21 protein-coding genes are annotated in these 23697 nt (G+C 70.6%); 17 read left to right on the forward strand and 4 right to left on the reverse strand.

Translation table 11 applies throughout. The features are described 5' to 3' along the window. Nucleotides 1-4: 4 nt before the first annotated feature. On the reverse strand, nucleotides 5-1906 hold the full coding sequence (locus tag KCH87_RS06835; RefSeq protein WP_210584946.1) for a sialidase family protein: 1902 nt from the start codon (nucleotides 1904-1906) through the stop codon (nucleotides 5-7). A gap of 170 nt (nucleotides 1907-2076) precedes the next feature. Next, the gene (locus tag KCH87_RS06840) at nucleotides 2077-3372 is read right to left on the reverse strand and encodes a zinc-binding dehydrogenase (RefSeq protein ID WP_210584947.1); all 1296 of its coding nucleotides are present in this window, start codon (nucleotides 3370-3372) and stop codon (nucleotides 2077-2079) included. A gap of 89 nt (nucleotides 3373-3461) precedes the next feature. Here KCH87_RS06840 and KCH87_RS06845 point away from each other — a divergent pair, with 89 nt between their 5' ends. Continuing rightward, complete coding sequence (locus KCH87_RS06845; protein WP_210584948.1) at nucleotides 3462-3899, forward strand: MarR family winged helix-turn-helix transcriptional regulator; 438 nt, start codon at nucleotides 3462-3464, stop codon at nucleotides 3897-3899. Between the two features lie 19 nt (nucleotides 3900-3918). Beyond that, entirely contained in the window at nucleotides 3919-4446 is a 528-nt protein-coding gene (locus tag KCH87_RS06850) for an isochorismatase family protein (protein WP_210584949.1), read from the forward strand. 207 nt (nucleotides 4447-4653) lie between these two features. On the opposite strand, the gene KCH87_RS06855 is transcribed toward KCH87_RS06850, so the two are convergent. Beyond that, nucleotides 4654-5373, reverse strand: a complete 720-nt coding sequence (locus KCH87_RS06855; RefSeq protein WP_210584950.1) for an SDR family oxidoreductase — start codon at nucleotides 5371-5373, stop codon at nucleotides 4654-4656. 130 nt (nucleotides 5374-5503) lie between these two features. Between KCH87_RS06855 and KCH87_RS48880 the strand changes: the two genes are divergently transcribed. Both KCH87_RS48880 and KCH87_RS48885 read left to right on the forward strand, forming a co-directional pair. Then, nucleotides 5504-5905: a LysR family transcriptional regulator gene (locus KCH87_RS48880; protein WP_247195723.1), complete on the forward strand. Its 402-nt coding sequence runs from the start codon at nucleotides 5504-5506 to the stop codon at nucleotides 5903-5905. Nucleotides 5906-5969: 64 nt separating this feature from the next. Beyond that, entirely contained in the window at nucleotides 5970-6350 is a 381-nt protein-coding gene (locus KCH87_RS48885) for a LysR substrate-binding domain-containing protein (protein WP_247195857.1), read from the forward strand. A 7-nt stretch (nucleotides 6351-6357) separates the two neighbouring features. On the opposite strand, the gene fdhD is transcribed toward KCH87_RS48885, so the two are convergent. Continuing rightward, nucleotides 6358-7206, reverse strand: coding sequence for a formate dehydrogenase accessory sulfurtransferase FdhD (gene fdhD / locus KCH87_RS06865; RefSeq protein ID WP_210584951.1), 849 nt, complete (start codon nucleotides 7204-7206; stop codon nucleotides 6358-6360). Nucleotides 7207-7387: 181 nt separating this feature from the next. On the opposite strand from fdhD, the gene KCH87_RS06870 reads away from it, so the two are divergent. From KCH87_RS06870 to KCH87_RS06925, 13 genes are all read left to right on the forward strand, one after another. After that, the gene (locus KCH87_RS06870; RefSeq protein ID WP_210584952.1) at nucleotides 7388-8725 is read left to right on the forward strand and encodes an OFA family MFS transporter; all 1338 of its coding nucleotides are present in this window, start codon (nucleotides 7388-7390) and stop codon (nucleotides 8723-8725) included. Further along, nucleotides 8694-8828, forward strand: coding sequence for a hypothetical protein (locus tag KCH87_RS50035; protein ID WP_282612918.1), 135 nt, complete (start codon nucleotides 8694-8696; stop codon nucleotides 8826-8828). Before KCH87_RS06870 ends, KCH87_RS50035 begins: the two co-directional genes overlap by 32 nt. A 147-nt stretch (nucleotides 8829-8975) precedes the next feature. After that, nucleotides 8976-9914, forward strand: coding sequence for a beta-ketoacyl-ACP synthase III (locus tag KCH87_RS06875; protein ID WP_210584953.1), 939 nt, complete (start codon nucleotides 8976-8978; stop codon nucleotides 9912-9914). A gap of 138 nt (nucleotides 9915-10052) precedes the next feature. Next, on the forward strand, nucleotides 10053-10730 hold the full coding sequence (locus tag KCH87_RS06880) for a GntR family transcriptional regulator (RefSeq protein ID WP_210584954.1): 678 nt from the start codon (nucleotides 10053-10055) through the stop codon (nucleotides 10728-10730). 203 nt (nucleotides 10731-10933) lie between these two features. Then, nucleotides 10934-12115, forward strand: a complete 1182-nt coding sequence (locus KCH87_RS06885) for an ROK family transcriptional regulator (protein ID WP_210584955.1) — start codon at nucleotides 10934-10936, stop codon at nucleotides 12113-12115. An 86-nt stretch (nucleotides 12116-12201) separates the two neighbouring features. After that, the gene (locus tag KCH87_RS06890) at nucleotides 12202-13719 is read left to right on the forward strand and encodes a sugar ABC transporter ATP-binding protein (RefSeq protein ID WP_210584956.1); all 1518 of its coding nucleotides are present in this window, start codon (nucleotides 12202-12204) and stop codon (nucleotides 13717-13719) included. Then, the gene (locus KCH87_RS06895; protein WP_210584957.1) at nucleotides 13716-14735 is read left to right on the forward strand and encodes an ABC transporter permease; all 1020 of its coding nucleotides are present in this window, start codon (nucleotides 13716-13718) and stop codon (nucleotides 14733-14735) included. Before KCH87_RS06890 ends, KCH87_RS06895 begins: the two co-directional genes overlap by 4 nt. Before the next feature lie 17 nt (nucleotides 14736-14752). Further along, nucleotides 14753-15793, forward strand: coding sequence for a substrate-binding domain-containing protein (locus tag KCH87_RS06900; RefSeq protein ID WP_210584958.1), 1041 nt, complete (start codon nucleotides 14753-14755; stop codon nucleotides 15791-15793). Between the two features lie 308 nt (nucleotides 15794-16101). Beyond that, the gene (locus KCH87_RS06905) at nucleotides 16102-17310 is read left to right on the forward strand and encodes a Gfo/Idh/MocA family protein (RefSeq protein WP_210584959.1); all 1209 of its coding nucleotides are present in this window, start codon (nucleotides 16102-16104) and stop codon (nucleotides 17308-17310) included. 15 nt (nucleotides 17311-17325) lie between these two features. Further along, nucleotides 17326-18324 (forward strand): sugar phosphate isomerase/epimerase, encoded by a 999-nt coding sequence (locus KCH87_RS06910; RefSeq protein ID WP_210584960.1) that lies wholly within the window; start codon nucleotides 17326-17328, stop codon nucleotides 18322-18324. Between the two features lie 81 nt (nucleotides 18325-18405). After that, nucleotides 18406-20895, forward strand: a complete 2490-nt coding sequence (locus KCH87_RS06915) for a PQQ-dependent sugar dehydrogenase (protein WP_210584961.1) — start codon at nucleotides 18406-18408, stop codon at nucleotides 20893-20895. A gap of 14 nt (nucleotides 20896-20909) precedes the next feature. Then, nucleotides 20910-22271 carry a ThuA domain-containing protein gene (locus KCH87_RS06920; protein WP_210584962.1) on the forward strand — a complete coding sequence of 454 codons (1362 nt, stop codon included), beginning with the start codon at nucleotides 20910-20912 and terminating at the stop codon, nucleotides 22269-22271. 152 nt (nucleotides 22272-22423) lie between these two features. After that, nucleotides 22424-23617, forward strand: a complete 1194-nt coding sequence (locus KCH87_RS06925; RefSeq protein ID WP_210584963.1) for an inositol-3-phosphate synthase — start codon at nucleotides 22424-22426, stop codon at nucleotides 23615-23617. The last annotated feature ends 80 nt before the right edge of the window (nucleotides 23618-23697 follow it).

Raw genomic sequence — 23697 nt, forward strand, 5'->3', positions numbered from 1 at the left:
GACGTTAGTCGCTGCCGGTGACCTGGTCCATGGGCAGCCACAGGACGGTGTCGAGAACCGGACCGGTGCCGTCCGTACGGACCTGGGTGATCTCCGTGTCGGTCAGCGCCCGGTCCCAGACGTGGACGTCGTCGATCGCGCCGGTGAAGAAGGCGCGGCTGTCCATGCGCTGGCCGATGTGCACGCCGAAGGGCGAGTTGCGGCTGACCGAGCCGGCCACGTCCGCGGTGCTGATCGCCTTGCCGTCCATGAAGAGGGTCAGTGTTCCCCCACCGCGGCGGAACGCCAGGTGGTGCCACCGGCCGTCGTTGTACGCGCCGTTGGAATTCACCTCCGCCTTGCGTACGGTCGTCGCACCCTCGCGCGCGGTCATCAGGGCCTGCACGCGTTTGCTCGCGGGCTCGCCGCGCAGCGTGATGTGCGGCTGGCCGGTCGCGACGCCGCCCATCGACAGCAGCGGCTGCTCGCCGGTCGTGGCGGTGTGGCGGAACCAGAGGGACGCGGTGAAGTCCTTGGTGCCGATCCGGAGTCCCTCGTGGTACGCCACCCGCACGGCGTCGTCGGAGCCGTCGAAGGCCAGCGCGCCGTCGAACACGCCGTCCGTGGGCTTGGGGCCGCCGAGCACGGAGGCCGGAGGGGCGAGCAGGGGGGCCTGGTTGGAGGTGGTGGGGTCCGGGCCGCGTTTCGGGGTGAGCCAGTCCTCGGTGAAGCGGGCGAAGCGGATCTCGTCGCGGGCGTCGACGGCCCCGCCCTCGTACATCAGGCCCACGGTGGTGCCGCTGATGTGCACCAGGTCGGAGTAGCCGGACCAGTCCCGGGCGACGACCGTGCCACGGTCCACGCTGTCCCAGGTGCTGCCGCCGTCGTAGGAGGAGCGGATCATCATGGTCCGGCGGCGGTCGGGGTCACCGGGGCAGGCCAGCAGGAGGCGGCTGGTCAGGTTCAGCATCGAGCACTGGACCTGTGGGGCGTAGAGGCCGGGGAGGTCCTCGAAGGACGTGGCGAAGCTGTCGCCGCCGTCCTGGCTGACGGCCTGGGTGCGGTGGCCGAGGTCGGTGCCGTCCGACTCGCGGCCGCTGACCAGGATCGTGCCGTCGGTGCGTTCGGCCAGCGTCAGCTCGCCGTTCTTCTGCTCGAAGGTGCCGTCCTCGGCGATCTCCGAGGAGTCGGTGGCGCCGAGCCGCCAGTGGTCGCCGCCGTCGTCGCTGACGATGAGCGCCGCATGGTTCCGGGTGACCCGGCTGCCATCCCACGTCTCGCCGTTGACGCTGATGACGATCCGCCCCGCGTTCTCACCACGGGTGAGCTGGATGCCGTGCACGGGCCCCGTGGCGTACCAGGAGTTCCAGTCCTCGGGCAGGATCTCGTCGCTCAGGTCGCGCGGCTCGGACCAGGTACGGCCGTCGTCGTCGCTGTGCTGAAGATACGGGCTGCGCTCGCAGGGGACGTCGCAGTTCCCGGTGTCCGTGCGGCCCTCGTTGTATGTCTCCGCCAGCAGGATCCGGCCGCTGTCCTGGTCCACGACCGGTGTCGGATTGCCGTGCGTGTCGCCCACGCCCTCGTTGACCACCTGGAGCGGGCCCCAGGTCTTCCCGCCGTCGGTGGAGCGTTTGACGACGATGTCGATGTCGGTGGCGTCACCGCAGTTGAGGACGCGGCCCTCGGCGAACGCGAGCAGCGTGCCCGCGTTGGTGCGCACGATCGCCGGGATCCGGAAACAGGCGTAGCCGGGGTCCTGCGAGGCCTTGAAGAGGACCTGCTGTTCGAACACCGGGACCTTGGTGGCGGGTTGGGCGTGTGCGGGGCTCGGCAGTGCGGCGGCCGCCGTGGTGACGGCGGCCGCGGTGAGAGTGGATCTCAGAGCCCGGAGGGTGGATCTAAGACGTGCACGAAGACTCGGCGGCATGGCATGACCTGCCCTTCAGGCATCTGGACCGCTGGACATCTGACCTCTGGACATCCCACGTCCAACGCGCGTGTCACAGACGGTAGTTGTGGTGACCGACAGCTCACAAGAAGCGGGTAGGGGGGCGCGTGGGAGTGTTGGGGGGAGTGCTGCCGGCGATGCGCTTCCCGTCAGGGGCGCAGCACCACCTTCCCGAGGTTGCTCCGCGCTTCGATCACCGCGTGCGCCCGCACCGCTTCCTCCAGCGCGAACTCCCCGTGCACGGCGGGCCTCAGGGAACCCGCGGCGAACAACCGCCACAGCTCCCGGCGCCACGACCCGTACAACTCGGGTTGCTCGCGGGCTATTCGGGCCACCTGAAAGCCCGTCACCGTCTTGGCGCCCACGAGCAGGTCGTACGCCCGGACGGTCCCGCCGCCCGAGCCGTACGCCACCAGGCGCTCCGCTGGATATGCGGGTCGTTCACCGCGGGCCGGTGGGGGCTGGTCGAGCCCCGCGGCGGAGCCGCACATCGATACAGCCCCGCGCCCCTTACGGGGCGCTGTACCGCACCGGGCTGCACCAGTCCCGCATGGTCGCCCGCCGGGGGCGAGCGCGGCCAGTGCCGCGGGGAGCAGGTCGCTGCCCACCGCGTCGAGCACATAGTCGACGGGCCTGCCCCAGTCGTCGCCGTGGACCACCACCTCGTCGGCGCCGAGGGAGCGCACGAAGCCGGACTTCGCCCGGTCGGAGACGGCGCCGACGAGCCGGCCCGCGCCCCGCAGCCGGGCGAGCCGCACCGCCGGCCGGCCCACCCCGCTGGGGCGTGTTGCGAAAGTCCCTCCCCCAGCCTTCGGCCGGGAGGTGCCCCCAGCCTGGCGACGCCCGGCACGCTCCCCCACTGCCCAAAAGGCGTGGGAGGTGCCCCCACTCGCCGCACCGGACGAAAGCCCAAGTACGTCCGGCCCATCGACGGGGCCTTCCGCCCGGCCCGCCGAGAGCACGCACCGGACGCCGCCAGGCCCGCCCTCCGGGCGGACGACGGGACTTTCGCAACACGCCCCAGCCGCGGCCGTCACCAGCGCCGCCTCCCCCGGCTGCGGCCGCGCCGCCTCCAGGGCGCCCAGCGCGACCAGGCCACTGCGGACCAGCGCGACCGCGTCGACGGGTGAGGCGCCCTCGGGCACGGGGGAGGCCATGGCCTCGCCCAGGCAGGCGAAGTCGGCATAGGCGTACCCGATGCACAGCCCGGTCACCCGGTCGCCGACCCGGAACCGGGTCACGTCGGCGCCGACGGCCACCACCTCCCCGGCGATCTCGCCGCCGAGCGCCACCGGATCGGCCGCCTCGGTGACCTTGCGCACGACCGGGAGCGTGACGCCGACCGCCTCGCACCGGACGAGCAGCTCGCCCGGCGCCGGCTCCGGGACCGGGGCCCGCTCCAGGAAGAGGGGGCCACCGGGGGCGTCGTACCGGACGCGACGCATCGACCGCACCTCCAGGGGTTCGTTGGGAGTCCCAACGATAAGCAGATGATCGTGGGGAAGTCCAACGAATTTTCACCTAGTGTGTTGCCATGGCCGAAGCTCCCCTTCTCGCGATACGGACCCTGCCCAGCTGGCTCCTCGGACGGGCCGCCGCCCGGGGGCGCGCGCTGGTGGCCGCCGCGCTGGCCGCGGAGGGCATGAAGATGTGGCACCACGTCGTGCTCTCGGCCGTCCGCGACCTCGCCCCCGTCGCCCAGGCCGACCTCGGCAGGAGCGTCGGTCTCGACCCCAAGGACGTCGTCGGGATCCTCAACGATCTACAGTCCGCGGGCCTCGTCGTCCGTGCCCCCGACCCGACGGACCGGCGCAAGAACGCGGTGTCCGTCACCGAGGAGGGGGCCCGCATGCTGGCGCGCTGCGAGAAAGTGGCCCGGGTGGCGACCGACGAACTCTTTGCCCCGCTGTCGGCCACCGAACGCGACCAGTTCATGGGGCTGTTGATCCGGATTTCCGGTACGGACGGCTGACGACGGATAACGTTCCGTCATGAACGCACCTCTCGCGCTTGATCCCACGCGCAGCGCCCTCGTGCTCGTCGATCTGATGGACCGGATCGTCGCGCTGCCCCTGGAGCCCCGCAAGGGGACCGAAGTCCTGCACGTCGCCGAGGAGTTGGCGGCGGCGTTCCGCTCGGCCGGGGCGCCGGTCGTACTGATCCGCGTCGAGCGCCCCGGTGTCGCCGAGCAGCCGTCCGGCAGTGGCCTCGCCGCCGGACTGCTCGGGGACGGCGACCTGGAGGTCGTCAAGCGCACCATCGGCGGCTTCCAGGGCACCGGCCTCGACGACCGCCTCCGCGAACGCGGCGTCACCACCCTGGTGTTCGGCGGCATCACCACCAACCTCGGTGTCGAGTCCACCGCCCGCGCGGCCGGCGACCTCGGCTACGAACTCGTCTTCGTCGAGGACGCGATGACCGCGTTCACGGCCGCGGAGCACGACGCGTCGGTCCGGCTGGACTTTCCGCGGCTGGGGTCGGTGGTGTCGGCGGCCGACGTCGGCTTCATGGCCGGCTGAGGCCTCAGAGCCTGTTTCTGAACCCCCGCCTGCGCAGCGACGCCCGGCACGCACCCTCGGCGCACGTCGCCGCAGGACAGGTGGCTCCGCCACATGACCTGCGACGCCGCACTCCCCCAGCCTCCGGCCGGGGGGACCCCCAGGGCACGCACCGAACGCCGCTGCGCCCGCACTCCGCGCGGACGACGGGGGTTCAGAAACAGGCTCTCAGACCAGCACCGTCCCGCCGTCGACGACGACCACCGAGCCCGTGCTGACGCCGCCGCGCATCAGATAGAGGTACGTCTCGGCGATCTCCTCGGGGCCGGCGACCCGGCCGATGGGCAGGGAGTCGGCCGTCGCCCGGTACAGCTCCGCCCGGTCCTCCTCCGGGAGGTCCCGCCACAGGTCCGTGCGGACGACGCCGGGCGCGACCGCGTTGACCCGGACCGGCGCCAGCTCCAGGGCCAGCGCCCGGGTCAGCGACTCCATCGCACCGCACAGTCCGGCCGCGATGGCGGTGCCGGCCATCGGCCGCCGGGCGACGGTGCCCGAGGTCAGCACCACAGAGCCGCCCTCGCGGATCAGCGGGGCGCCGTGCTTGACCACCGCGTACGTGCCCCAGAGCCGAGCCTCCAGGAAGGACCGGCCGAGGGTCAGGTCCAGGCCGGCCAGCGGCTGGAACGTGAGCGGTTCCCCGGCCGTGAAGACGAGATGGTCGAAGGCGCCGACCCGCCCGAAGAAGGCCTCGACGGACGCCTCGTCGGTCACGTCGAGCGGGTGCCCCTCGGCGCCCTCGGGCAGCAGCTTCAGTGCGCTCTCCACGCGGGACGCGCTGCGCGAGGCGACCACCACCGCGGCGCCCTCCCGCGCGGCTGCCTCCGCGACCGCCAGTCCGATGCCGGACGTGCCTCCGACGACGACGATCCGCTGTCCTTGCAGGCTCATGATGTTTCCCTTCCGCGTGTGGTTCACCGTGATCCAGCCTGCGGTCGCGTCCCTCTCGCCGTCCAAGACCTCTTTCGGCGTCGGCGATACCCTGAAGACATCGCCGCCGGTACGACGGAAGGAGCGGGCCATGGACCTCGACCTGCGGAAGGTCCGCTACTTCGTGGCGGTGGCCGAGCTGCTCCATTTCGCACGTGCGGCGGAGCGGCTGCACATCGCCCAGCCGGTGCTGAGCCGTCAGATCCGGGCGCTGGAGAAGGACTTGGACGCGACTCTCTTCGTACGCGACAGCCACGGCGTGACGTTGACCCCGGCCGGACACCAACTCCTCGACGACGCACGGTACTTGCTCGCCAACGCCGAAGCCGCCAGGAGCCGCGTGCGCCGCGCCGCGAACGGGCCGCACCGCCTGGTCGTCGGCTTCCGGGCAGGGATCGTGCTGTCCCGGGCCCTGCGCGACTTCTGCGCCGAGCATCCCGACATCGGCGTCGAGGCCCGTCGAGTGATGGGGGCACCTCCCGCTCGAGCGTAGTCGAGAGTGGGGGAGGGACGACCAGGAGGACCTGATCTTCGACGGCACCGTCGACCTGGCCTACCTGCGCCCGCCGATCCGGGAGCGCGGCCTGAAACTGCTGCCGCTGTTCACCGAGCGCCGGGTGGCGATGCTCCCCATGGACCACCGGCTCGCCGGCAAGGAGGAACTCGTCCTGGCCGACCTCGACGGCGAGCCACGACTGCGCTACGCGGACCCCGGGCCGGACGACGTCCCGATCCGCACCATCGAGGAGAAGTTCGAGCGCGTGGTGGCCGGGCAGGGCATCACACTCGTCCCGGAGTCCGTCGCCGCACAGTACTCACGCCCCGACATCACCTATGTCCCCGTGACGGACGCCGACCACGACCAGGTCTACCTCGCTTGGGAGGCAAACCGCCACTCACCCATGATCGCGGCGTTCGCGAAAGTGGCACAGGGCTGAGGCGAGGTCAGCCCTGGGTGGCCGCGGCCCCTAGGGCGATGCGGTCCTCACCCGCGTACACGTTCATGGAGCTGCCCCGCAGGAACCCCACCAGAGTCAGGCCCGCCTCGGCCGCCAGGTCGACTGCCAGGGAGGAGGGGGCGGAAACGGCTGCCAGAACGGGGATGCCGGCCATGACCGCCTTCTGTGCGAGTTCGAAGGAGGCTCGGCCGGAGACGAGCAGGATGGTGCGGGACAGGGGCAGGTTGCCGTGCTGGAGGGCGCGGCCGACGAGTTTGTCGACTGCGTTGTGGCGGCCGACGTCCTCGCGTATGTCGACCAGTTCTCCGTGCTCGGTGAACAGGGCGGCGGCGTGCAGGCCGCCGGTCCGGTCGAACACCTGCTGGGCCGCGCGCAGCCGGTCGGGGAGGCCGGCGAGCAGTTCGGGGTCGACTCGGACCGGGGGAGTGTCGGCGATGGGCCAGCGCGCTGTCGTGCGGACTGCGTCGAGGCTTGCTTTGCCGCACAGGCCGCAGGACGAGGTGGTGTAGACGTTGCGCTCAAGCGTGATGTCGGGGATCACGACCCCTGCCGCCGTTCGCACGTCCACCACGTTGTAGGTGTTGGAGCCGTCGGCCGTGGCGCCGGCGCAGTAGACGATGTTCTGGAGGTCGCTCTGTTCGGCGAGTACTCCCTCGCTGACCAGGAATCCGGCGGCGAGTGCGAAGTCGTCGCCGGGTGTGCGCATGGTGATCGCGAGGGGTTTGCCGTTGAGTCTGATCTCCAGGGGTTCCTCGGCGACGAGTGTGTCCGGGCGGGTGGAGACGGCCCCGTCCCGGATCCGGATCACCTTGCGTCGTTCCGTGACTCGTCCCATGTCTTGATCAGCCCCGGTTCCGTACCTGCGCGTAGCCCTTCACGATCTCATTGTCCTGCACAGGGAGCGGGCTCCGGAAACCGGCCGGTCCGACCGTTCATCGCGCTCTGGATACCGCTCACCGCATACTGCCGACGCGCCGCCTTTTCAACTACCCCGGTTGTTCCTACCGTTCGGGATCATGAGTCCCCCTGTCGCACCCGCGGGCTGGAGCCGCTGGCTCGTCCCCCCAGCCGCGCTCTCGGTCCATCTCTCCATCGGCCAGGCCTACGCCTGGAGCGTGTTCAAGCCGCCGCTCGAATCCGCGCTCGACCTCAGCGGCACCCAGAGCGCACTGCCCTTCCAGCTCGGCATCGTGATGCTCGGTCTGTCGGCCGCGTTCGGCGGCACGCTCGTGGAGCGCAACGGACCGCGCTGGGCGATGACCGTGGCGCTGGTGTGTTTCTCGTCGGGCTTCCTGCTCTCCGCGCTCGGCGCGGCGACCGAGCAGTACTGGCTGATCGTCTTCGGCTACGGCTTCGTCGGCGGTATCGGCCTCGGCATCGGCTACATCTCGCCCGTCTCCACTCTGATCAAGTGGTTCCCGGACCGGCCCGGCATGGCCACCGGCATCGCCATCATGGGCTTCGGCGGCGGCGCGCTGATCGCCTCGCCCTGGTCGGCGCAGATGCTGGAGTCGTTCGGCAGCGACAGCTCCGGGATCGCGCTCGCCTTCCTCGTGCACGGGCTGACGTACGCCGTGTTCATGCTGCTGGGCGTGCTGCTGGTGCGGGTGCCGCGCACCGCGAGGCCGGTCGAGGGTGCGCCGAGTGCCCTTCAGGGGCCGCAGGTCTCCGCCAACAGCGCGATCCGCACCCCGCAGTTCTGGTGTCTGTGGGTCGTGCTCTGCATGAACGTGACCGCCGGCATCGGCATCCTGGAGAAGGCCGCCCCGATGATCACGGACTTCTTCGCGGACACCTCGACGCCGGTCTCGGTGACGGCCGCCGCGGGCTTCGTCGCCCTGCTGTCGGCGGCCAACATGGCGGGCCGCATCGGCTGGTCGTCGACCTCCGACCTGATCGGACGCAAGAACATCTACCGCGTCTATCTGGGCGTCGGAGCGCTGATGTACGCGTCGCTCGCGCTGTTCGGCGACTCCTCCAAGCCGCTGTTCATCCTGAGCGCGCTGGTGATCCTCTCCTTCTACGGCGGCGGTTTCGCGACCATCCCCGCCTATCTGAAGGACCTCTTCGGCACCTACCAGGTCGGCGCGATCCACGGGCGGCTGCTCACCGCCTGGTCACTGGCCGGAGTCCTCGGACCGCTGATCGTGAACTGGATCGCCGACCGGCAGGAGGAGGCCGGCAAGCACGGCTCGTCCCTGTACGGGCTGTCCTTCGTCATCATGATCGGGCTGCTCGTCGTCGGCTTCGTCGCCAACGAACTCGTCCGGCCCGTCAACCCCCGCCATCACATCCCCGCATCCACCAGTCAGGAGGCCGTCGATGTCGAACGACAGCAGCCAGAGTCCGCCTGACCGGCGCGGGCTGATCGCCTTCGCCTGGCTGTGGGTGGGGGCGCCGCTCGCGTACGGGGTGTACGAACTCGTACAGAAGGCGACGCAGCTGTTCACCGGGTGACTGTTCGGGATCTGTTCGGGCGTCCGAGGGCCTGACAGAAGCCGACAACCCGGACGTCCGATTCCTGTGGCATCACCTGCCGCCGTACCCGCGAGTCACTCATCAGACTGGTGGATCCGCTACCCAAGGCAACAAGGGGGACCACCCATGAACGGCTCGCGGATCGCCGCCGTCGGCCATTACCAGCCCGCCAAGGTACTCACCAACGAGGACTTGGCGGGCCTGGTCGACACCAGCGACGAGTGGATCACCAGCCGGGTGGGTATCCGGACGCGCCATATCGCCGGGCCCGACGAGCCGGTGGACGAGCTGGCCGCGCACGCCGCCGCCAAGGCGCTCGCGTCGGCGGGCCTCACGCCCGCCGACATCGACCTGGTCCTGGTCGCCACGTCGACGGCCGTCGACCGCTCCCCGAACATGGCCGCCCGGGTCGCTGCCCGGCTCGGGATCCCCTCGCCCGCCGCCATGGACGTCAATGTCGTGTGCGCGGGCTTCACCCACGCGCTGGCCACGGCGGACCATGCCGTACGGGCGGGAGCGTCCGTACGCGCCCTGGTCATCGGCGCCGACAAGATGTCCGACGTCACCGACTGGACCGACCGGACCACCTGCGTCCTGGTCGGGGACGGAGCGGGAGCCGCCGTCGTCGAGGCGACGGACGAGCCCGGGATCGGGCCCGTGCTGTGGGGTTCGGTGCCGGAGATGGGGCACGCCGTACGGATCGAGGGCACGCCCGCGCGGTTCGCGCAGGAGGGGCAGAGTGTCTACCGCTGGGCCACCACCCAGCTGCCGCCCATCGCCCGCAAGGTCTGCGAGAAGGCGGGGCTCGCGCCCGAGGACCTCGCCGCGGTCGTCCTGCACCAGGCCAACCTGCGCATCATCGAGCCCCTCGCCGAGAAGATCGGCGCGGTCAACGCGGTCGTCGCCCGCGATGTCGCCGAATCCGGCAACACCTCCGCAGCCAGCATCCCCCTCGCGCTCTCGAAGCTCGTCGAACAGGGCCAGATCTCCACCGGCGACCAGGTCCTGCTGTTCGGCTTCGGCGGGAATCTTTCTTACGCCGGACAGGTCGTCCGGTGCCCATGAGCTGCGACGGCGTCCGGGTGTGACGAGGTCAACTCCGTGTTTCCCTGGCCCTGATGCGCCGTAGACTGTAGACGAAAGGCAATTGATACCGACGCTACGGCTGCTGTGCACACGGCCCTGCCGAGGAGGGGGACCGCGATGTTGTCGACAGGACTGCCGCAGGGGGCTGTACCCAAGCTCGAACGACCCGGACCGCTGCGCGACCGTGTCTACGAGGCGCTGCTCGAACTCATCACCACCCGTTCCCTCCAGCCCGGTCAGCATCTGGTCGAGAGTGAACTCGCAGGCCATCTCGGTGTCTCGCGCCAGCCGGTGCGCGAGGCGCTTCAGCGGCTCAACACCGAGGGCTGGGTCGATCTGCGGCCCGCCCAGGGCGCGTTCGTGCACGAGCCCACCGAGGAGGAGGCGGATCAGCTCCTCACCGTCCGTACGCTCCTGGAGGCCGAGGCCGCCCGGCTCGCCGCCGCCAACGCGGGCAGCGCCGGCATCACCACGCTGGAGGAGCTGTGCGCGCAGGGCGAGAGCGCCGTCGCCGCCGACGACGTGGACGGCGCCGTCGCCATGAACGCCCGCTTCCACGCCAAGATCATGGAGCTGGCCGGCAACGCGGTCCTCGCCGAGCTCGCCGCCCAGGTCGACCGCCGCGTCCGCTGGTACTACACACCGATCGCCCGGCAGCGCGGCCGGCAGTCCTGGATCGAGCACCGTGAGCTGATCGCCGCGATCTCGGAGCGGGACGAGCAGCGCGCCACCCAGCTGATGCGCGACCACACCGAGCACACGCGGCGCTCGTATCACGCGCGGGCGAAGTCCTGACGCTTCGCTCTCGGAGCCGGCCTCTCGGGTAGCTGCCGCCCTGCGCTCTCGTGCCTCCGCGCCCCGAGCTTTGTCCTGTGAGTGGAGAAAGTTGGCAGCAATCTCTGCACAGCTTCTTCCCAGCTTCGGCGGCCGCTGCTACGTTCCCCTCGAAAGCCCGGCAACTGGTGGCCGATTGAGGCGGGGAGGGGCTCGTGAGACGCATGACGGCACGACCCGCGAACGCTCATCAGGCCCGTCTGCTCCAGCTGCTCAGGGACGGCGGCCCCAACTCACGGGCCCAGCTGGGCGATCAGGTCGATCTGTCACGGTCGAAGCTGGCCGTGGAGGTGGACCGGCTCCTGGAGACCGGCCTCGTCGTGGCCGACGGACTCGCCGCCTCGCGCGGCGGCCGCCGCTCCCACAACGTCCGGCTGAACCCGGGGCTGCGTTTCCTCGGCGTCGACATCGGCGCGACCTCGGTCGACGTCGCCGTCACCAACGCCGAGCTGGAAATCCTCGGTCACCTCAACCAGCCCATGGACGTACGCGAGGGCCCGGTCGCGGTCTTCGAGCAAGTACTCGCCATGGCCGCGAAGTTGAGGGCCACGGGGCTCGCGGAGGGTTTCGACGGCGCCGGCATCGGCGTCCCGGGGCCGGTCCGCTACCCCGAGGGTGTGCCGGTGGCTCCGCCGATCATGCCGGGCTGGGACGGGTTCCCGGTCCGGGAGGCGCTCAGCCAGGACCTCGGCTGCCCGGTCATGGTCGACAACGACGTGAACCTGATGGCGATGGGAGAGCAGCACGCCGGCGTCGCCCGGACCGTGGCCGACTTCCTCTGCGTCAAGATCGGTACCGGCATCGGCTGCGGCATCGTCGTCGGCGGCAACGTCTACCGCGGTACGACGGGCAGCGCAGGCGACATCGGGCACATCCAGGCCGTACCCGACGGCCGCCCCTGCGCCTGCGGCAACCGGGGCTGCCTGGAGGCCCACTTCAGCGGGGCGGCACTGGCCCGGGACGCCATGGAGGCCGCCCAGCAGGGGCGGTCCGCCGAACTCGCCTCACGCCTTGAGGCGAGCGGCACCCTGACCGCCGTGGATGTCGCAGCAGCGGCCGCCGCGGGTGACGCCACCTCCCTCGATCTGATCCGCGAGGGCGGCAACCGCGTCGGCCAGGTCATCGCCGGACTCGTCTCCTTCTTCAACCCCGGCCTGGTGGTGATCGGCGGCGGAGTGACCGGCCTCGGCCACACCCTGCTCGCCGCGCTCCGCACCCAGGTCTACCGCCAGTCGCTTCCCCTCGCGACCGGCAACCTGCCCATCGTTCTGGGGGAGTTGGGCCCCACCGCCGGAGTCATCGGCGCGGCCCGCCTCATCAGCGACCACCTGTTCTCACCCGCGTAAGCAGCACTTCGTACGGCACGTCCAGCACAGCGCCCTGCTTTGCCCTGCCCTGAAACCGGCCCGCACGCCCGCCAAGGGGAAGCCACATGGCACCTGAATCTCCGCTGCTCAGCATGTCCGGCATCACCAAGTCGTTCCCCGGAGTCCGGGCCCTCGACGGCGTCGACCTCGATGTCCAGGCCGGTGAAGTGCACTGTCTGCTCGGCCAGAACGGGGCCGGGAAGTCCACGATGATCAAGGTCCTGGCCGGTGCCCACCAACCGGACACCGGCACGATCCACTGGCGAGGCGAACCGGTCACGCTCCGCTCGCCCATCGCCGCCATGCGCCTCGGCATCGCCACCATCTACCAGGAACTCGACCTGGTGGAGCACCTGTCGGTGGCCGAGAACGTCCACCTCGGCCATGAACCCACGGCCGCCGGTTTCGTCGTACGACGCAGGACCGCACGCGAGTCGACGGCCGCGCTGCTACGGCGCCTCGGGCATCCGGAGATCGATCCGGCGCGGCTCGTCGGGGAGTTGTCGGCGGCGCAGCAGCAGATCGTGTCGATGGCGCGGGCGCTCTCCCACGACGTACGGCTGATCGTGATGGACGAACCGTCCGCCGCGCTCGACCCGGACGAGGTCGACAACCTCTTCCGGATCGTGGCGGACCTGACCGCCGACGGGGTGGCCGTCGTCTACATCTCGCACCGTCTGGAGGAGATCCGCCGCATCGGCGACCGGGTGACCGTCCTCAAGGACGGACGGGCGGTGGCGGTCGGACTGCCCGCGAAGTCGACGCCGACGCGTGAGGTCGTGGCGCTGATGACCGGGCGGAACGTCGAGTACGCCTTCCCGGACCGGCCTTCGCGCGATGTGTCCGGGAGCTCTCTGCTGGAGGTGCAAGGACTCTCCAGGGAAGGCGAGTTCGAGCCCCTCGACCTGACGGTGCATCCCGGCGAGATCGTCGGCCTGGCCGGTCTCGTCGGCTCCGGCCGCTCCGAGATCCTGGAGACAATCTACGGCGCCCGCAAGCCCAGCTCGGGCCAGGTCCGCGTGGACGGGCGGCCGCTCAGGCCCGGCAGTGTGCGAGCCGCCGTCCGCGCCGGGCTCGGGCTCGCCCCCGAGGAACGCAAGGCGCAGGCACTGCTGATGCTGGAGTCCGTCACCAACAACGTGTCGGTCTCCTCCATGTCCCGCTTCTCACGCGGCGGCTGGGTCGACCGGGGCGCCGAGCAGAAGGCGGCACGGGCCGCGACACGCGAGCTGTCCCTGCGCCCCGACACCCCCTCCGCGCCGATCCGCACCCTGTCCGGCGGCAACCAGCAGAAGGCGGTCCTCGCCCGCTGGCTGCTGCGCGGCTGCCGGGTGCTGCTGCTCGACGAACCGACCCGCGGCGTCGACGTCGGCGCCCGCGCCGAGCTGTACGCGGTGATCCGCCGCCTCGCCGACGAAGGTCTCGGCGTGCTGCTGGTCTCCAGCGAGGTGCCCGAGGTGCTCGGCCTCGCCGACCGCGTGCTGGTGCTGCGCGAGGGGCGTGTCGTACACGAGGCGCCCGCCCGCGAGCTCGACGAACACCGTGTACTCGACCTCGTCATGGAAGGAAGTCCGGCGTCATGACGCAGCACGTCTCCCCGCCCCGGGGCGGCACCGAAAAGACGGCCCCGGTGGGCCAACCTCCCGTCTGGCGGGGGATGTTGGCACGCGCCGACGTCCGTACGCTCTCCCTCCTCGGCGTGCTCGCCGCGCTGATCGTGATCGGCGGCATCACCAAGCCCGACGAGTTCCTCGACACCCGCAACCTCCAACTCGTCCTCACCCAGGGCTCGGTGATCGGTGTCGTCACGGTCGGGATGACCTTCGTCATCATCTCCGGCGGCATCGACCTCTCCGTCGGCGCGATCGTCGCCCTCGCCTCGGTCTGGGCGACCACCGTCGCCACCCAGGAGTACGGCTTCGCGGGCATCTTCTTCACCGCGGTGCTCGTCGGAGTGGGCTGCGGCCTGGTCAACGGTCTGCTCATCGCGTACGGCGGGATGGTCCCGTTCATCGCCACGCTCGCCATGCTGGCCTCGGCGCGCGGACTGGCGCTCCAGATCACCGACGGCAAGACCCAGATCGTCACCGTGGACGGCATCCTGGACCTCGGCGAGCGCGACTCGTACGTCCTCGGCGTCCCACCGCTCGTGATGGTCTTCGCCGTCGTCACCATCATCGGCTGGCTGATCCTGAACCGCACCACCTTCGGCCGCCGCTCCGTCGCCGTCGGCGGCAACGCGGAGGCCGCCCGGCTGGCCGGCATCGACGTACGCCGCCAGCGGCTCTACCTCTACCTGCTGTCCGGACTGTGCTGCGGCATCGCAGCCTTCCTGCTGATCATCCTGTCCGGCTCGGGCCAGAACACCAACGGCAATCTGTACGAGCTCGACGCCATCGCGGCCGCGATCATCGGCGGCACGCTGCTCAGCGGGGGCCGCGGCACCATCGTCGGCTCCGTGCTCGGCGTTCTGATCTTCACCACGATCACCAACATCTTCGCCCTGAACAACCTGCAGAGCGACGTCCAGCAGATCGCCAAGGGCGCGATCATCGTCGCCGCCGTGCTGGTCCAGCGCCGTACCGCAAGCACGACTTGAGGAAAGGGTCCACCGAAATGTCAGAGCTCACGAGCCGTAGAGGACTGCTCTTCGGGGCCGCCGCCGTCTCCGCCGGTGCCCTCCTTACAGGTTGCACGAGTAACGAGTCGAGCGACGACGAGCAGGCCGCCAACGACCAGCCCGCCGCCGACGACAAGCCCGGCAAGCAGGTCACCATCGGCTTCGCCGGCCCGCAGGCCGACCACGGCTGGCTCAACGCGATCAACGACAACGCCAAGAACCGGGCCGAGAAGTACTCCGACGTCACCCTGGAGATCACCGAGGGCTCCAACGACACCGCCGCGCAGATCGGCCAGATAGAGACGCTGATCAACAAGAAGGTCGACGTCCTGGTGGTGCTGCCCGCCGACGGCAAGGCGCTCACCCAGGTCGGGTTGCAGGCGATGCGCGCGGGCATCCCGGTCGTCAACCTCGACCGGATCTTCAACACCCCGCAGGCGTACCGCTGCTGGATCGGCGGCGACAACTACGGCATGGGCCTCAACGCCGGTCACTACATCGGCGAGAAGCTCAAGGGGAAGTCGGGCGCCCGCGTCATCGAGCTGGCCGGTCTCGACAACCTGGAGCTCACCCAGCAGCGCACGAAGGGCTTCGACGATGCGCTGAAGAACTACCCCAACGTCAAGAAGGTGGCCCGCCAGGCGGCCGAGTTCACGGTGGAGTCCGGGCAGGCCAAGATGGCCCAACTCCTCCAGGCCCAGTCGAAGTTCGACGCTCTGTGGAACCACGACGACGACCAGGGCGTGGGTGCGCTGCGCGCCATCGAGCAGGCCGGACGGGACGACTTCCTGATGGTCGGCGGGGCGGGCGCGCTGTCCGCCTTCCAGGCCATCAAGCAGGACGACGGCGTTCTCAAGGCGACCGTCCTCTACCCGCCGACCATGGCCGCGTCCGCGATCGACCTCGCCCGCGCCCTCGGCCAGGGCAAGGGCGTCGGCGGCCTCGCCGAGTTCGAGATCCCGGCCTCGATGACGCTGTACTCGGCCGTCGTCGACAAGACCAACGTCGACCAGTACATGTCCACCGGCTTCAAGTAAGCGCGCCCGCACACCCGGGTCCGGCCCGCGCACCGGGCCGGACCAGGGGGTGTCTTATGGATCAGGCTGGGTTCAAGAGAGGGTGCATTTTGGCCGAGCTGAGCGGGGTCTGGTGCGTGCAGCTGCAAGGCGGAGGAGGGAGTCGACGCGATGGGGGTCCCCCCGCGCGAGCGCATTCGAGCGTGGGGGAGTCGGCGACCGACGACAACGCGGCAGATGTGCGTGCCAGGGCCCGCGACCCCGGCCGGATCCATAAGACACCCCTCTCACACCCCCCACCGCGCCACGACGACGAGGAGGACCACTCCATGGGACAGCCGAACCCGCCGGCGGGAGCCGAGCCCGACAAGCCGCCGCTCCGTGTCGGCATGGTCGGGTACGCCTTCATGGGCGCCGCCCATTCGCAGGGCTGGCGTACCGCGGGCCGTGTCTTCGATCTGCCCCTGCGCCCGGCGCTGACCGCGATCTGCGGACGGGACGGAGCCGCCGTACGCGCCGCGGCCGACCGGCACGGGTGGGCGACGGCCGAGACCGACTGGCGGGCCCTGATCGCACGGGACGACATCGACCTCGTCGACATCTGCACCCCCGGCGACAGCCACGCGGAGATCGCCGTCGCCGCGCTGGCCGCCGGCAAGCACGTCCTGTGCGAGAAGCCCCTCGCGAACACCGTCGAGGAGGCGGAAGCCATGACGGGGGCCGCCCAGGAGGCCTTGCAGCGCGGACAGTTGGCGATGGTCGGCTTCAACTACCGCCGGGTGCCCGCGACGGCCCTCGCCCGGCGGATGATCGCCGACGGCAGGCTCGGCGACCTGCGGCACGTCAGGGTGACGTACCTTCAGGACTGGCTCGTCGACCCCGACTTCCCGCTCACCTGGCGGCTGCGCAAGGAGCTGGCCGGCTCGGGCGCACTCGGTGACCTGGGCGCCCACATCATCGACCTCGCCCAGTACCTCGCGGGGGAGCGGCTGACCGGGGTCTCCGCGCTCACGGAGACGTTCGTACGCGAACGCCCGCTGCCGGCCGGGGCCGTGAAGGGCCTCGCCGCCGAGTCGGCCGAGGGCAGGGGCGCGGTCACCGTGGACGACGCCGCCCTGTTCACCGGCCGCTTCCCCTCCGGCGCCCTCGCCTCCTTCGAGGCCACCCGGTACGCCACCGGCCGCAAGAACGCCCTGCGCATCGAACTCAACGGCGAGAAGGGCTCGTTGGCCTTCGATCTGGAGAGCCTCAACGAACTCTCCTACCACGACGGTACGGAGCCCGGAACGCACGCCGGCTTCCGCCGCATCCTCGTCACCGAACCCGACCACCCCTACCTGGACGCCTGGTGGCCGCCCGGCCACGGTCTCGGCTACGAACACACCTTCGTTCACCAGGCCCGGGACCTCGTCCACGCCATCGCCGAGGGCCGCCAGCCGGAACCCTCCTTCGCGGACGGCCTCCAGGTGCAGCGCGTCCTGGCGGCGGTCGAGGAGAGCGCCGAGAAGAACTCCGTCTACACACCCATCGCCGTCTGAGGAGGCTCTTCAGCCATGCCGCGGAACTTCACGCTCTTCACCGGCCAGTGGGCCGACCTCCCGCTGGAGGAGGTCTGCGGCCTGGCCCGCGACTTCGGCTACGACGGACTCGAACTCGCCTGCTGGGGCGACCACTTCGAGGTCGACAAGGCCCTCGCCGACCCGTCCTACCTCCAGTCCAGGCACGCGCTGCTCGACAAGTACGGCCTCAAGTGCTGGGCGATCTCCAACCACCTCGTCGGCCAGGCCGTCTGCGACGCCATCATCGACGAGCGCCACCAGGCGATCCTGCCCGCCCGCATCTGGGGCGACGGCGAGGCGGAAGGCGTACGGCGGCGCGCCGCCGCCGAGATCGCCGACACCGCGCGTGCCGCGAGCGCCTTCGGCGTCGACACCGTCATCGGCTTCACCGGCTCCGCGATCTGGCACCTGGTCGCGATGTTCCCGCCCGCCCCCGAGTCGATGATCGACCGCGGCTACCAGGACTTCGCCGACCGCTGGAACCCGATCCTCGACGTCTTCGACCGCGAAGGCGTGCGGTTCGCGCACGAGGTCCACCCGAGCGAGATCGCCTACGACTACTGGACAACCCAACGCGCTTTGGCGGCAGTCGACCACCGGCCCGCCTTCGGCCTGAACTTCGACCCCTCCCACTTCGTGTGGCAGGACCTCGACCCGGTCGGCTTCCTCTGGGACTTCCGCGACCGCATCTACCACGTCGACTGCAAGGAGGCCCGCAAGCGGCTCGACGGCCGCAACGGCCGCCTCGGCTCGCACCTGCCCTGGGGCGACCCGCGCCGCGGCTGGGACTTCGTGTCCGCGGGCCACGGCGACGTCCCCTGGGAGGACGTCTTCCGCATGCTCCGCTCCATCGAATACCAGGGCCCCATCTCGGTCGAGTGGGAGGACGCCGGCATGGACCGGCTCCAGGGCGCACCCGAGGCCCTGACCCGCCTCAAGGCATACGACTTCGAGCCGCCGTCGGCCTCCTTCGACGCGGCGTTCGGCAACTGAGCCCATCTCAAGTCTCCGGGGTGACGGCGCACCCCGGCGCAAAGCACCCGCATGTACAACCGGCCCCATTCGGAGGCACCCGTGCACGCGAACGACCGCACCACCAGCACCGACAGAAACGAGACCCACAGACGACGACTGCCCTTCCGGAAGGCGGTCGCCCTGCTCGGCGGGGCGCTGCTGGCAGCCGCGTCCCTCACCCTCGTAGCGCCCCCCGCTGTCGCCGAACCCGCCGCGGCTGCCGAGGACTTCCAGCAGGTGACCCTTGCCAAGGGTGAGCCGGAGGTCGGCGAGCCCATGTCCCTTGCGGTCCTCCCGGACCGCTCGGTCCTGCACACCTCACGCGACGGCGAACTCCGCATCACCGACGCGGCGGGCAACACCAAGCTCGCCGGCAAGCTCGACGTCTACTCGCACGACGAGGAAGGCCTCCAAGGCGTAGGCGTGGACCCGGGCTTCGCCGAGAACCGGTTCATCTACCTCTACTACGCGCCCCCGTTGAACACACCCGCGGGCGACGCCCCCGAGACCGGCACCGCGGCCGACTTCGCTCCCTTCGACGGCGTCAACCGCCTCTCCCGCTTCGTGCTGAAGACGGACGGCACCCTCGACGCCGCCAGCGAGACGAAGATCCTCGACGTCGCGGCCTCCCGCGGCCTGTGCTGCCACGTCGGCGGCGACATCGACTTCGACGCGGCCGGCAACCTGTACCTGTCGACGGGCGACGACTCCAACCCGTTCCAGTCGGACGGCTTCACGCCCATCGACGAGCGGGCCGACCGCAACCCGGCCTTCGACGCCCAGCGTTCGTCCGGCAACACCAATGACCTGCGCGGCAAGATCCTGCGCATCAAGGTGAACGCCGACGGGACCTACTCGGTTCCCGACGGGAACCTCTTCGCACCCGGCACGGACAAGACGCGGCCCGAGATCTACGCGATGGGCTTCCGCAACCCGTTCCGCTTCAGCGTCGACAAGGCCACCGGCATCCTCTACGTCGGCGACTACGGCCCCGACGCGGGCGCCGCCGACCCGGCGCGCGGACCGGCCGGCCAGGTCGAGTTCGCCCGTGTCACCGGCCCCGGCAACTTCGGCTGGCCCTACTGCACGGGCGACAACGACGCCTACGTGGACTACGACTTCGCGACCAAGACGTCCGGCGCCTCCTTCGACTGCGCCGCCCCGAAGAACACCTCGCCCAACAACACCGGTCTGACGGACCTGCCGCCGGCCCAGGCCGCCTGGATCCCCTACGACGGCCCGTCCGTGCCCGAGTTCGGCGACGGCTCCGAGTCCCCGATGGGCGGCCCGGTCTACCACTACGACCCCGCCCTGGACTCGCCGGTGAAGTTCCCGGAGGCGTACGACGGTGACTTCTTCGCGGGTGAGTTCGGCCGCCGCTGGATCAAGCGCATCGAGAGCGACGCCGGCGGCAGCGTGCAGTCCATCAACGACATCCCGTGGACCGGCACCCAGATCATGGACATGGCCTTCGGCCCGGACGGCGCGCTGTACGTCCTCGACTACGGCGTCTCCTGGTTCGGCGGCGACGAGCACTCCGCCCTGTACCGCATCGAGAACGCGACCGACGGCCACTCACCCGTGGCGCAGGCCGCCGCGAACGTCACCTCGGGCCAGGCACCGCTGCGAGTGCGCTTCTCGTCCGAGGGCACGACCGACCAGGACGGCGACACGCTCACCTACAGCTGGGACTTCGGCGACGGCAGTACGTCGACGTCTGCCGGCCCGTCACACACGTACAAGAAGAACGGCACATACACGGCGACGCTGACCGCGAAGGACGCGACCGGCCGGACCGGCAGCGCGAGCGTGCAGGTCGTGGTGGGCAACACCGCACCGAACGTGGTCCTCGAACTCCCCAAGGACGGGCAGCTGTTCAGCTTCGGTGACGCGATCCCGTTCAAGGTGAAGGTCACCGACCGCGAGGACGGCAAAGCCATCGACTGCTCCAAGGTCAAGGTCACCTTCGTCCTCGGCCACGACAGCCACGGCCACCCGCAGACCTCGGCCAACGGCTGCACCGGCACCATCCAGACCAGCGCAGACGGCGGCCACGACCCGAACGCCAACATCTTCGGGGTCTTCGACGCCGAGTACACCGACGGCGGGGGCGGCGGCCAGGCCCCGCTGACCACCCACGACCAGAGCGCCCTCCAGCCCAAGCACCGCCAGGCCGAGCACTTCGGCAACGGCTCCGGCGTCTCGACCATCACCAGGGACACCGCGAACGGCGGCAAGACGGCCGGCGACATCAACAACGGCGACTGGATCTCCTTCGAGCCGTACGTCCTGAGCAACGCCAAGAGCATCACGGCGCGCGTCTCCTCCGGCGGCGCGGGCGGCACACTCGAGATCCGCGCGGGCTCGTCGACCGGCCGGCTGCTCGGCAAGGCGACCGTGCCGGTGACCGGCGGCTGGGAGAACTTCCAGGACGTCACCGCGGGCCTGTCCGGCGCACCCCGCGGCACGACCACGCTCTACCTGGTCTTCAAGGGGAGCGGCACCGGAGCCCTGTACGACGTCGACGACTTCACCTTCACGACGGGTTGAGGGGAGGAGCTGTGATGCACTCAACCGGCAGACTGACAACCGCCGTTGTGGGCGCGGCACTCGTCCTCGGCTGCGTCTCGGGACCGGCCGCGTCGGACTCCGACGCGGACGCCGGGCGGATACTGGTCTTCTCCAAGACGGCCGGCTTCCGCCACGACTCCATCCCGGACGGGGTGGCAGCCCTCAAGGAACTCGGCGCGACAAGCGGCTACACCGTCGACGCCACCGAGGACGCGGGCGCCTTCACACCGAAGAACCTGCGGCGCTATGACGCCGTGGTCTTCTTCTCGACGACCGGGGACGTCCTGGGCGGCACCCAGCAGCGCGCCTTCGAGGGCTACATCCGGCACGGCGGCGGCTATATGGGCGTCCATGCGGCCGCCGACACCGAGTACGACTGGGCGTTCTACGGCGGCCTCGCCGGTGCGTATTTCGATTCGCACCCGGCGATCCAGCGCGCGACGGTGCATGTCGAGGACCGCGCGCACCCCGCGACCGCGGGTCTGAACGCCGCCTGGGACCGGACGGACGAGTGGTACAACTACCGCTCCAACCCCCGGGAACGGGCCCACGTCCTCGCCACGCTGGACGAGTCGTCGTACACCGGCGGCAGCATGGAAGGCGACCATCCGATCGCCTGGTGCCAGCACTACCAAGGAGGCCGCTCCTTCTACACGGGCGGCGGCCACACCAAGGAGTCCTACGCCGAACCCGCCTTCCGACAGCACCTGTTGGGCGGGCTCCGCTGGACGGCCGGTGACGCCCAGGCCGACTGCCGACCGGAGAACGACTACCGCTCCCTCTTCGACGGCACCTCCGACTCACTGGCCGACTGGAAGCAGGCGGGCCCCGGTTCGTTCGTCCTGAACGACGACGGCACGCTCACGACGACCGGCGGCCTCGGCATGCTCTGGTACGCAGGCCAAGGCTTCGGCGCGTACTCGCTGAAGCTCGACTGGAAGGTGGACGGGGACGACAACTCCGGGGTATTCGTGGGATTTCCGCCCTCGGACGATCCGTGGTCGGCTGTCAACAACGGCTATGAGATCCAGATCGACGCCACGGACGTACCGGAGAAGACGACCGGGTCCGTCTACGGCTTCCAGTCCGCCGACCTGGCCGAGCGCGACCGTGCGCTGAACCCGCCGGGGGAGTGGAACACGTACGAGATCCGCGTGCAGGGCGAGCGCCTCCAGGTGTGGCTCAACGGCGTGCAGATCAACGACTTCACCAACACCGATCCGGCCCGGAGCCTGCGCGACGGACACGTCGGCATCCAGAACCATGGAGGCGACGACCAAGTGTCCTTCCGCGACATCCGGATCAAGGAACTGCCCGCGAAGGGGCCGAGGACCTCGGCCTCTGAGGGCGACTGAGCGGCGGCGGGCGGGGGACGCCGGACCCCCGCCCGCCGTCCCCCCACTCGTGCCCGGGTTTCGTGCATGACGGCTGGCGTGCGGCGTTCACGTCTGTCGGCTCACGCCACGGCGTTCGCGCACGGTGTTCGCGTACGACAAGGAGGCTGCCCATGTCCGCGTCCCTTTCCCGACCGCCTCGTGTGGGCGTATGGCTGATCGGAGCCCGCGGCTCCGTGGCCACGACCGTCGTCGCGGGGTGTGCCGCCGTGACCGCGGGCCTGCATCCGCCCACGGGCATGGTCACCGAGACCCCCGACTTCACGGACTGCGGCCTGCCGCCCCTGTCCTCCCTCGTCTTCGGCGGCCACGACACGGTCGACTGCCCCCTGCCGAAGCGTGCCGAGGCCCTGGCGGCGGGCGGCGTCCTGCCACCGGGACTCCCCGCCGCGATCGCGTCCGAACTGACCGCGGCGGACCAGGAGATCAGGCCCGGCGGCCCGGCTCCCGGAGACACCAGGGACGAAGACGACCTGATCACCGCCTTCGCCGCGGACATCCAGGACTTCGTACGACGGTGCGGTCTGACGCGGGCGGTGGTGGTGAACGTGGCCTCCACGGAGCCCCCGGCCACCGGCGCCGCGCTGCCGCCGAGTTCCCTGTACGCGGCGGCCGCCCTCCGCGCGGGCTGCCCCTACGTCAACTTCACCCCGTCGACCGGCCTGCACCACCCTTCGCTCGCCGCCCCGGCCGAGGCGAGCGGTCTGCCCTACGCGGGCCGCGACGGCAAGACCGGCCAGACACTGCTGCGTTCCGCGCTCGGCCCGATGTTCGCGCAGCGCGCGCTCGCGGTCCGGGCCTGGTCCGGCACGAACCTGCTGGGCGGCGGTGACGGCGCGGCACTCGCCGACCCCGGTGCCGCGGCGGCGAAGAACGCCGGCAAGGAGCGGGTGCTCGCGGAGACTCTGGACGCCGTCCCCGAGGGCGAGGTCCACATCGACGACGTCCCCGCACTCGGCGACTGGAAGACCGCGTGGGACCACATCGCCTTCGACGGTTTCCTCGGCACCCGGATGATCCTCCAGACCATCTGGCAGGGCTGCGACTCGGCACTCGCGGCGCCACTCGTACTGGACCTGGCCCGGCTGGCGGCCCGCGCCCACGAAACCGGCATCTCCGGCCCGCTGTCCGAACTCGGCTTCTTCTTCAAGGACCCGGTGGGGGAGGGGCCCGCGGCCCTTGGTGAGCAGTACGTGGTGTTGCGGGAGTTCGGGGGCCGGTTGAGGGATGCGGGGGGCGGTGCCGCGGACGAGGTCGCGGGGGAGCCGGAGAGCGGGTCCGTGCCCCAGGCCGAGGAGCAGCGATGAGCGGGGGGCGCGAGCGGGCATGGCTGCGTGCCGTGGGTGACGCAGGGACGGGGTCGCGAGCTGCGCGGCATGGTGATGGA

This window comes from Streptomyces sp. GESEQ-35 (assembly GCF_017948485.1).
In the GTDB taxonomy this organism is placed as follows: domain Bacteria; phylum Actinomycetota; class Actinomycetes; order Streptomycetales; family Streptomycetaceae; genus Streptomyces.

Bases quoted from the DNA above. Each gene is read 5' to 3' on its own strand.
- KCH87_RS06890 (WP_210584956.1), top strand. From the start codon at position 12,202: ATGGCACCTGAATCTCCGCTGCTCAGCATGTCCGGCATCACCAAGTCG.
- KCH87_RS06885 (WP_210584955.1), top strand. From the start codon at position 10,934: ATGACGGCACGACCCGCGAACGCTCATCAGGCCCGTCTGCTCCAGCTG.
- KCH87_RS06925 (WP_210584963.1), top strand. From the start codon at position 22,424: ATGTCCGCGTCCCTTTCCCGACCGCCTCGTGTGGGCGTATGGCTGATC.
- KCH87_RS06875 (WP_210584953.1), top strand. From the start codon at position 8,976: ATGAACGGCTCGCGGATCGCCGCCGTCGGCCATTACCAGCCCGCCAAG.
- KCH87_RS06905 (WP_210584959.1), top strand. From the start codon at position 16,102: ATGGGACAGCCGAACCCGCCGGCGGGAGCCGAGCCCGACAAGCCGCCG.
- KCH87_RS06880 (WP_210584954.1), top strand. From the start codon at position 10,053: ATGTTGTCGACAGGACTGCCGCAGGGGGCTGTACCCAAGCTCGAACGA.
- KCH87_RS06920 (WP_210584962.1), top strand. From the start codon at position 20,910: ATGCACTCAACCGGCAGACTGACAACCGCCGTTGTGGGCGCGGCACTC.
- KCH87_RS06855 (WP_210584950.1), bottom strand. From the start codon at position 5,373: ATGAGCCTGCAAGGACAGCGGATCGTCGTCGTCGGAGGCACGTCCGGC.
- KCH87_RS06840 (WP_210584947.1), bottom strand. From the start codon at position 3,372: ATGCGTCGCGTCCGGTACGACGCCCCCGGTGGCCCCCTCTTCCTGGAG.
- KCH87_RS48880 (WP_247195723.1), top strand. From the start codon at position 5,504: ATGGACCTCGACCTGCGGAAGGTCCGCTACTTCGTGGCGGTGGCCGAG.
- fdhD (WP_210584951.1), bottom strand. From the start codon at position 7,206: ATGGGACGAGTCACGGAACGACGCAAGGTGATCCGGATCCGGGACGGG.
- KCH87_RS06900 (WP_210584958.1), top strand. From the start codon at position 14,753: ATGTCAGAGCTCACGAGCCGTAGAGGACTGCTCTTCGGGGCCGCCGCC.
- KCH87_RS06910 (WP_210584960.1), top strand. From the start codon at position 17,326: ATGCCGCGGAACTTCACGCTCTTCACCGGCCAGTGGGCCGACCTCCCG.
- KCH87_RS06895 (WP_210584957.1), top strand. From the start codon at position 13,716: ATGACGCAGCACGTCTCCCCGCCCCGGGGCGGCACCGAAAAGACGGCC.
- KCH87_RS50035 (WP_282612918.1), top strand. From the start codon at position 8,694: ATGTCGAACGACAGCAGCCAGAGTCCGCCTGACCGGCGCGGGCTGATC.
- KCH87_RS06835 (WP_210584946.1), bottom strand. From the start codon at position 1,906: ATGCCGCCGAGTCTTCGTGCACGTCTTAGATCCACCCTCCGGGCTCTG.
- KCH87_RS06870 (WP_210584952.1), top strand. From the start codon at position 7,388: ATGAGTCCCCCTGTCGCACCCGCGGGCTGGAGCCGCTGGCTCGTCCCC.
- KCH87_RS06850 (WP_210584949.1), top strand. From the start codon at position 3,919: ATGAACGCACCTCTCGCGCTTGATCCCACGCGCAGCGCCCTCGTGCTC.
- KCH87_RS06845 (WP_210584948.1), top strand. From the start codon at position 3,462: ATGGCCGAAGCTCCCCTTCTCGCGATACGGACCCTGCCCAGCTGGCTC.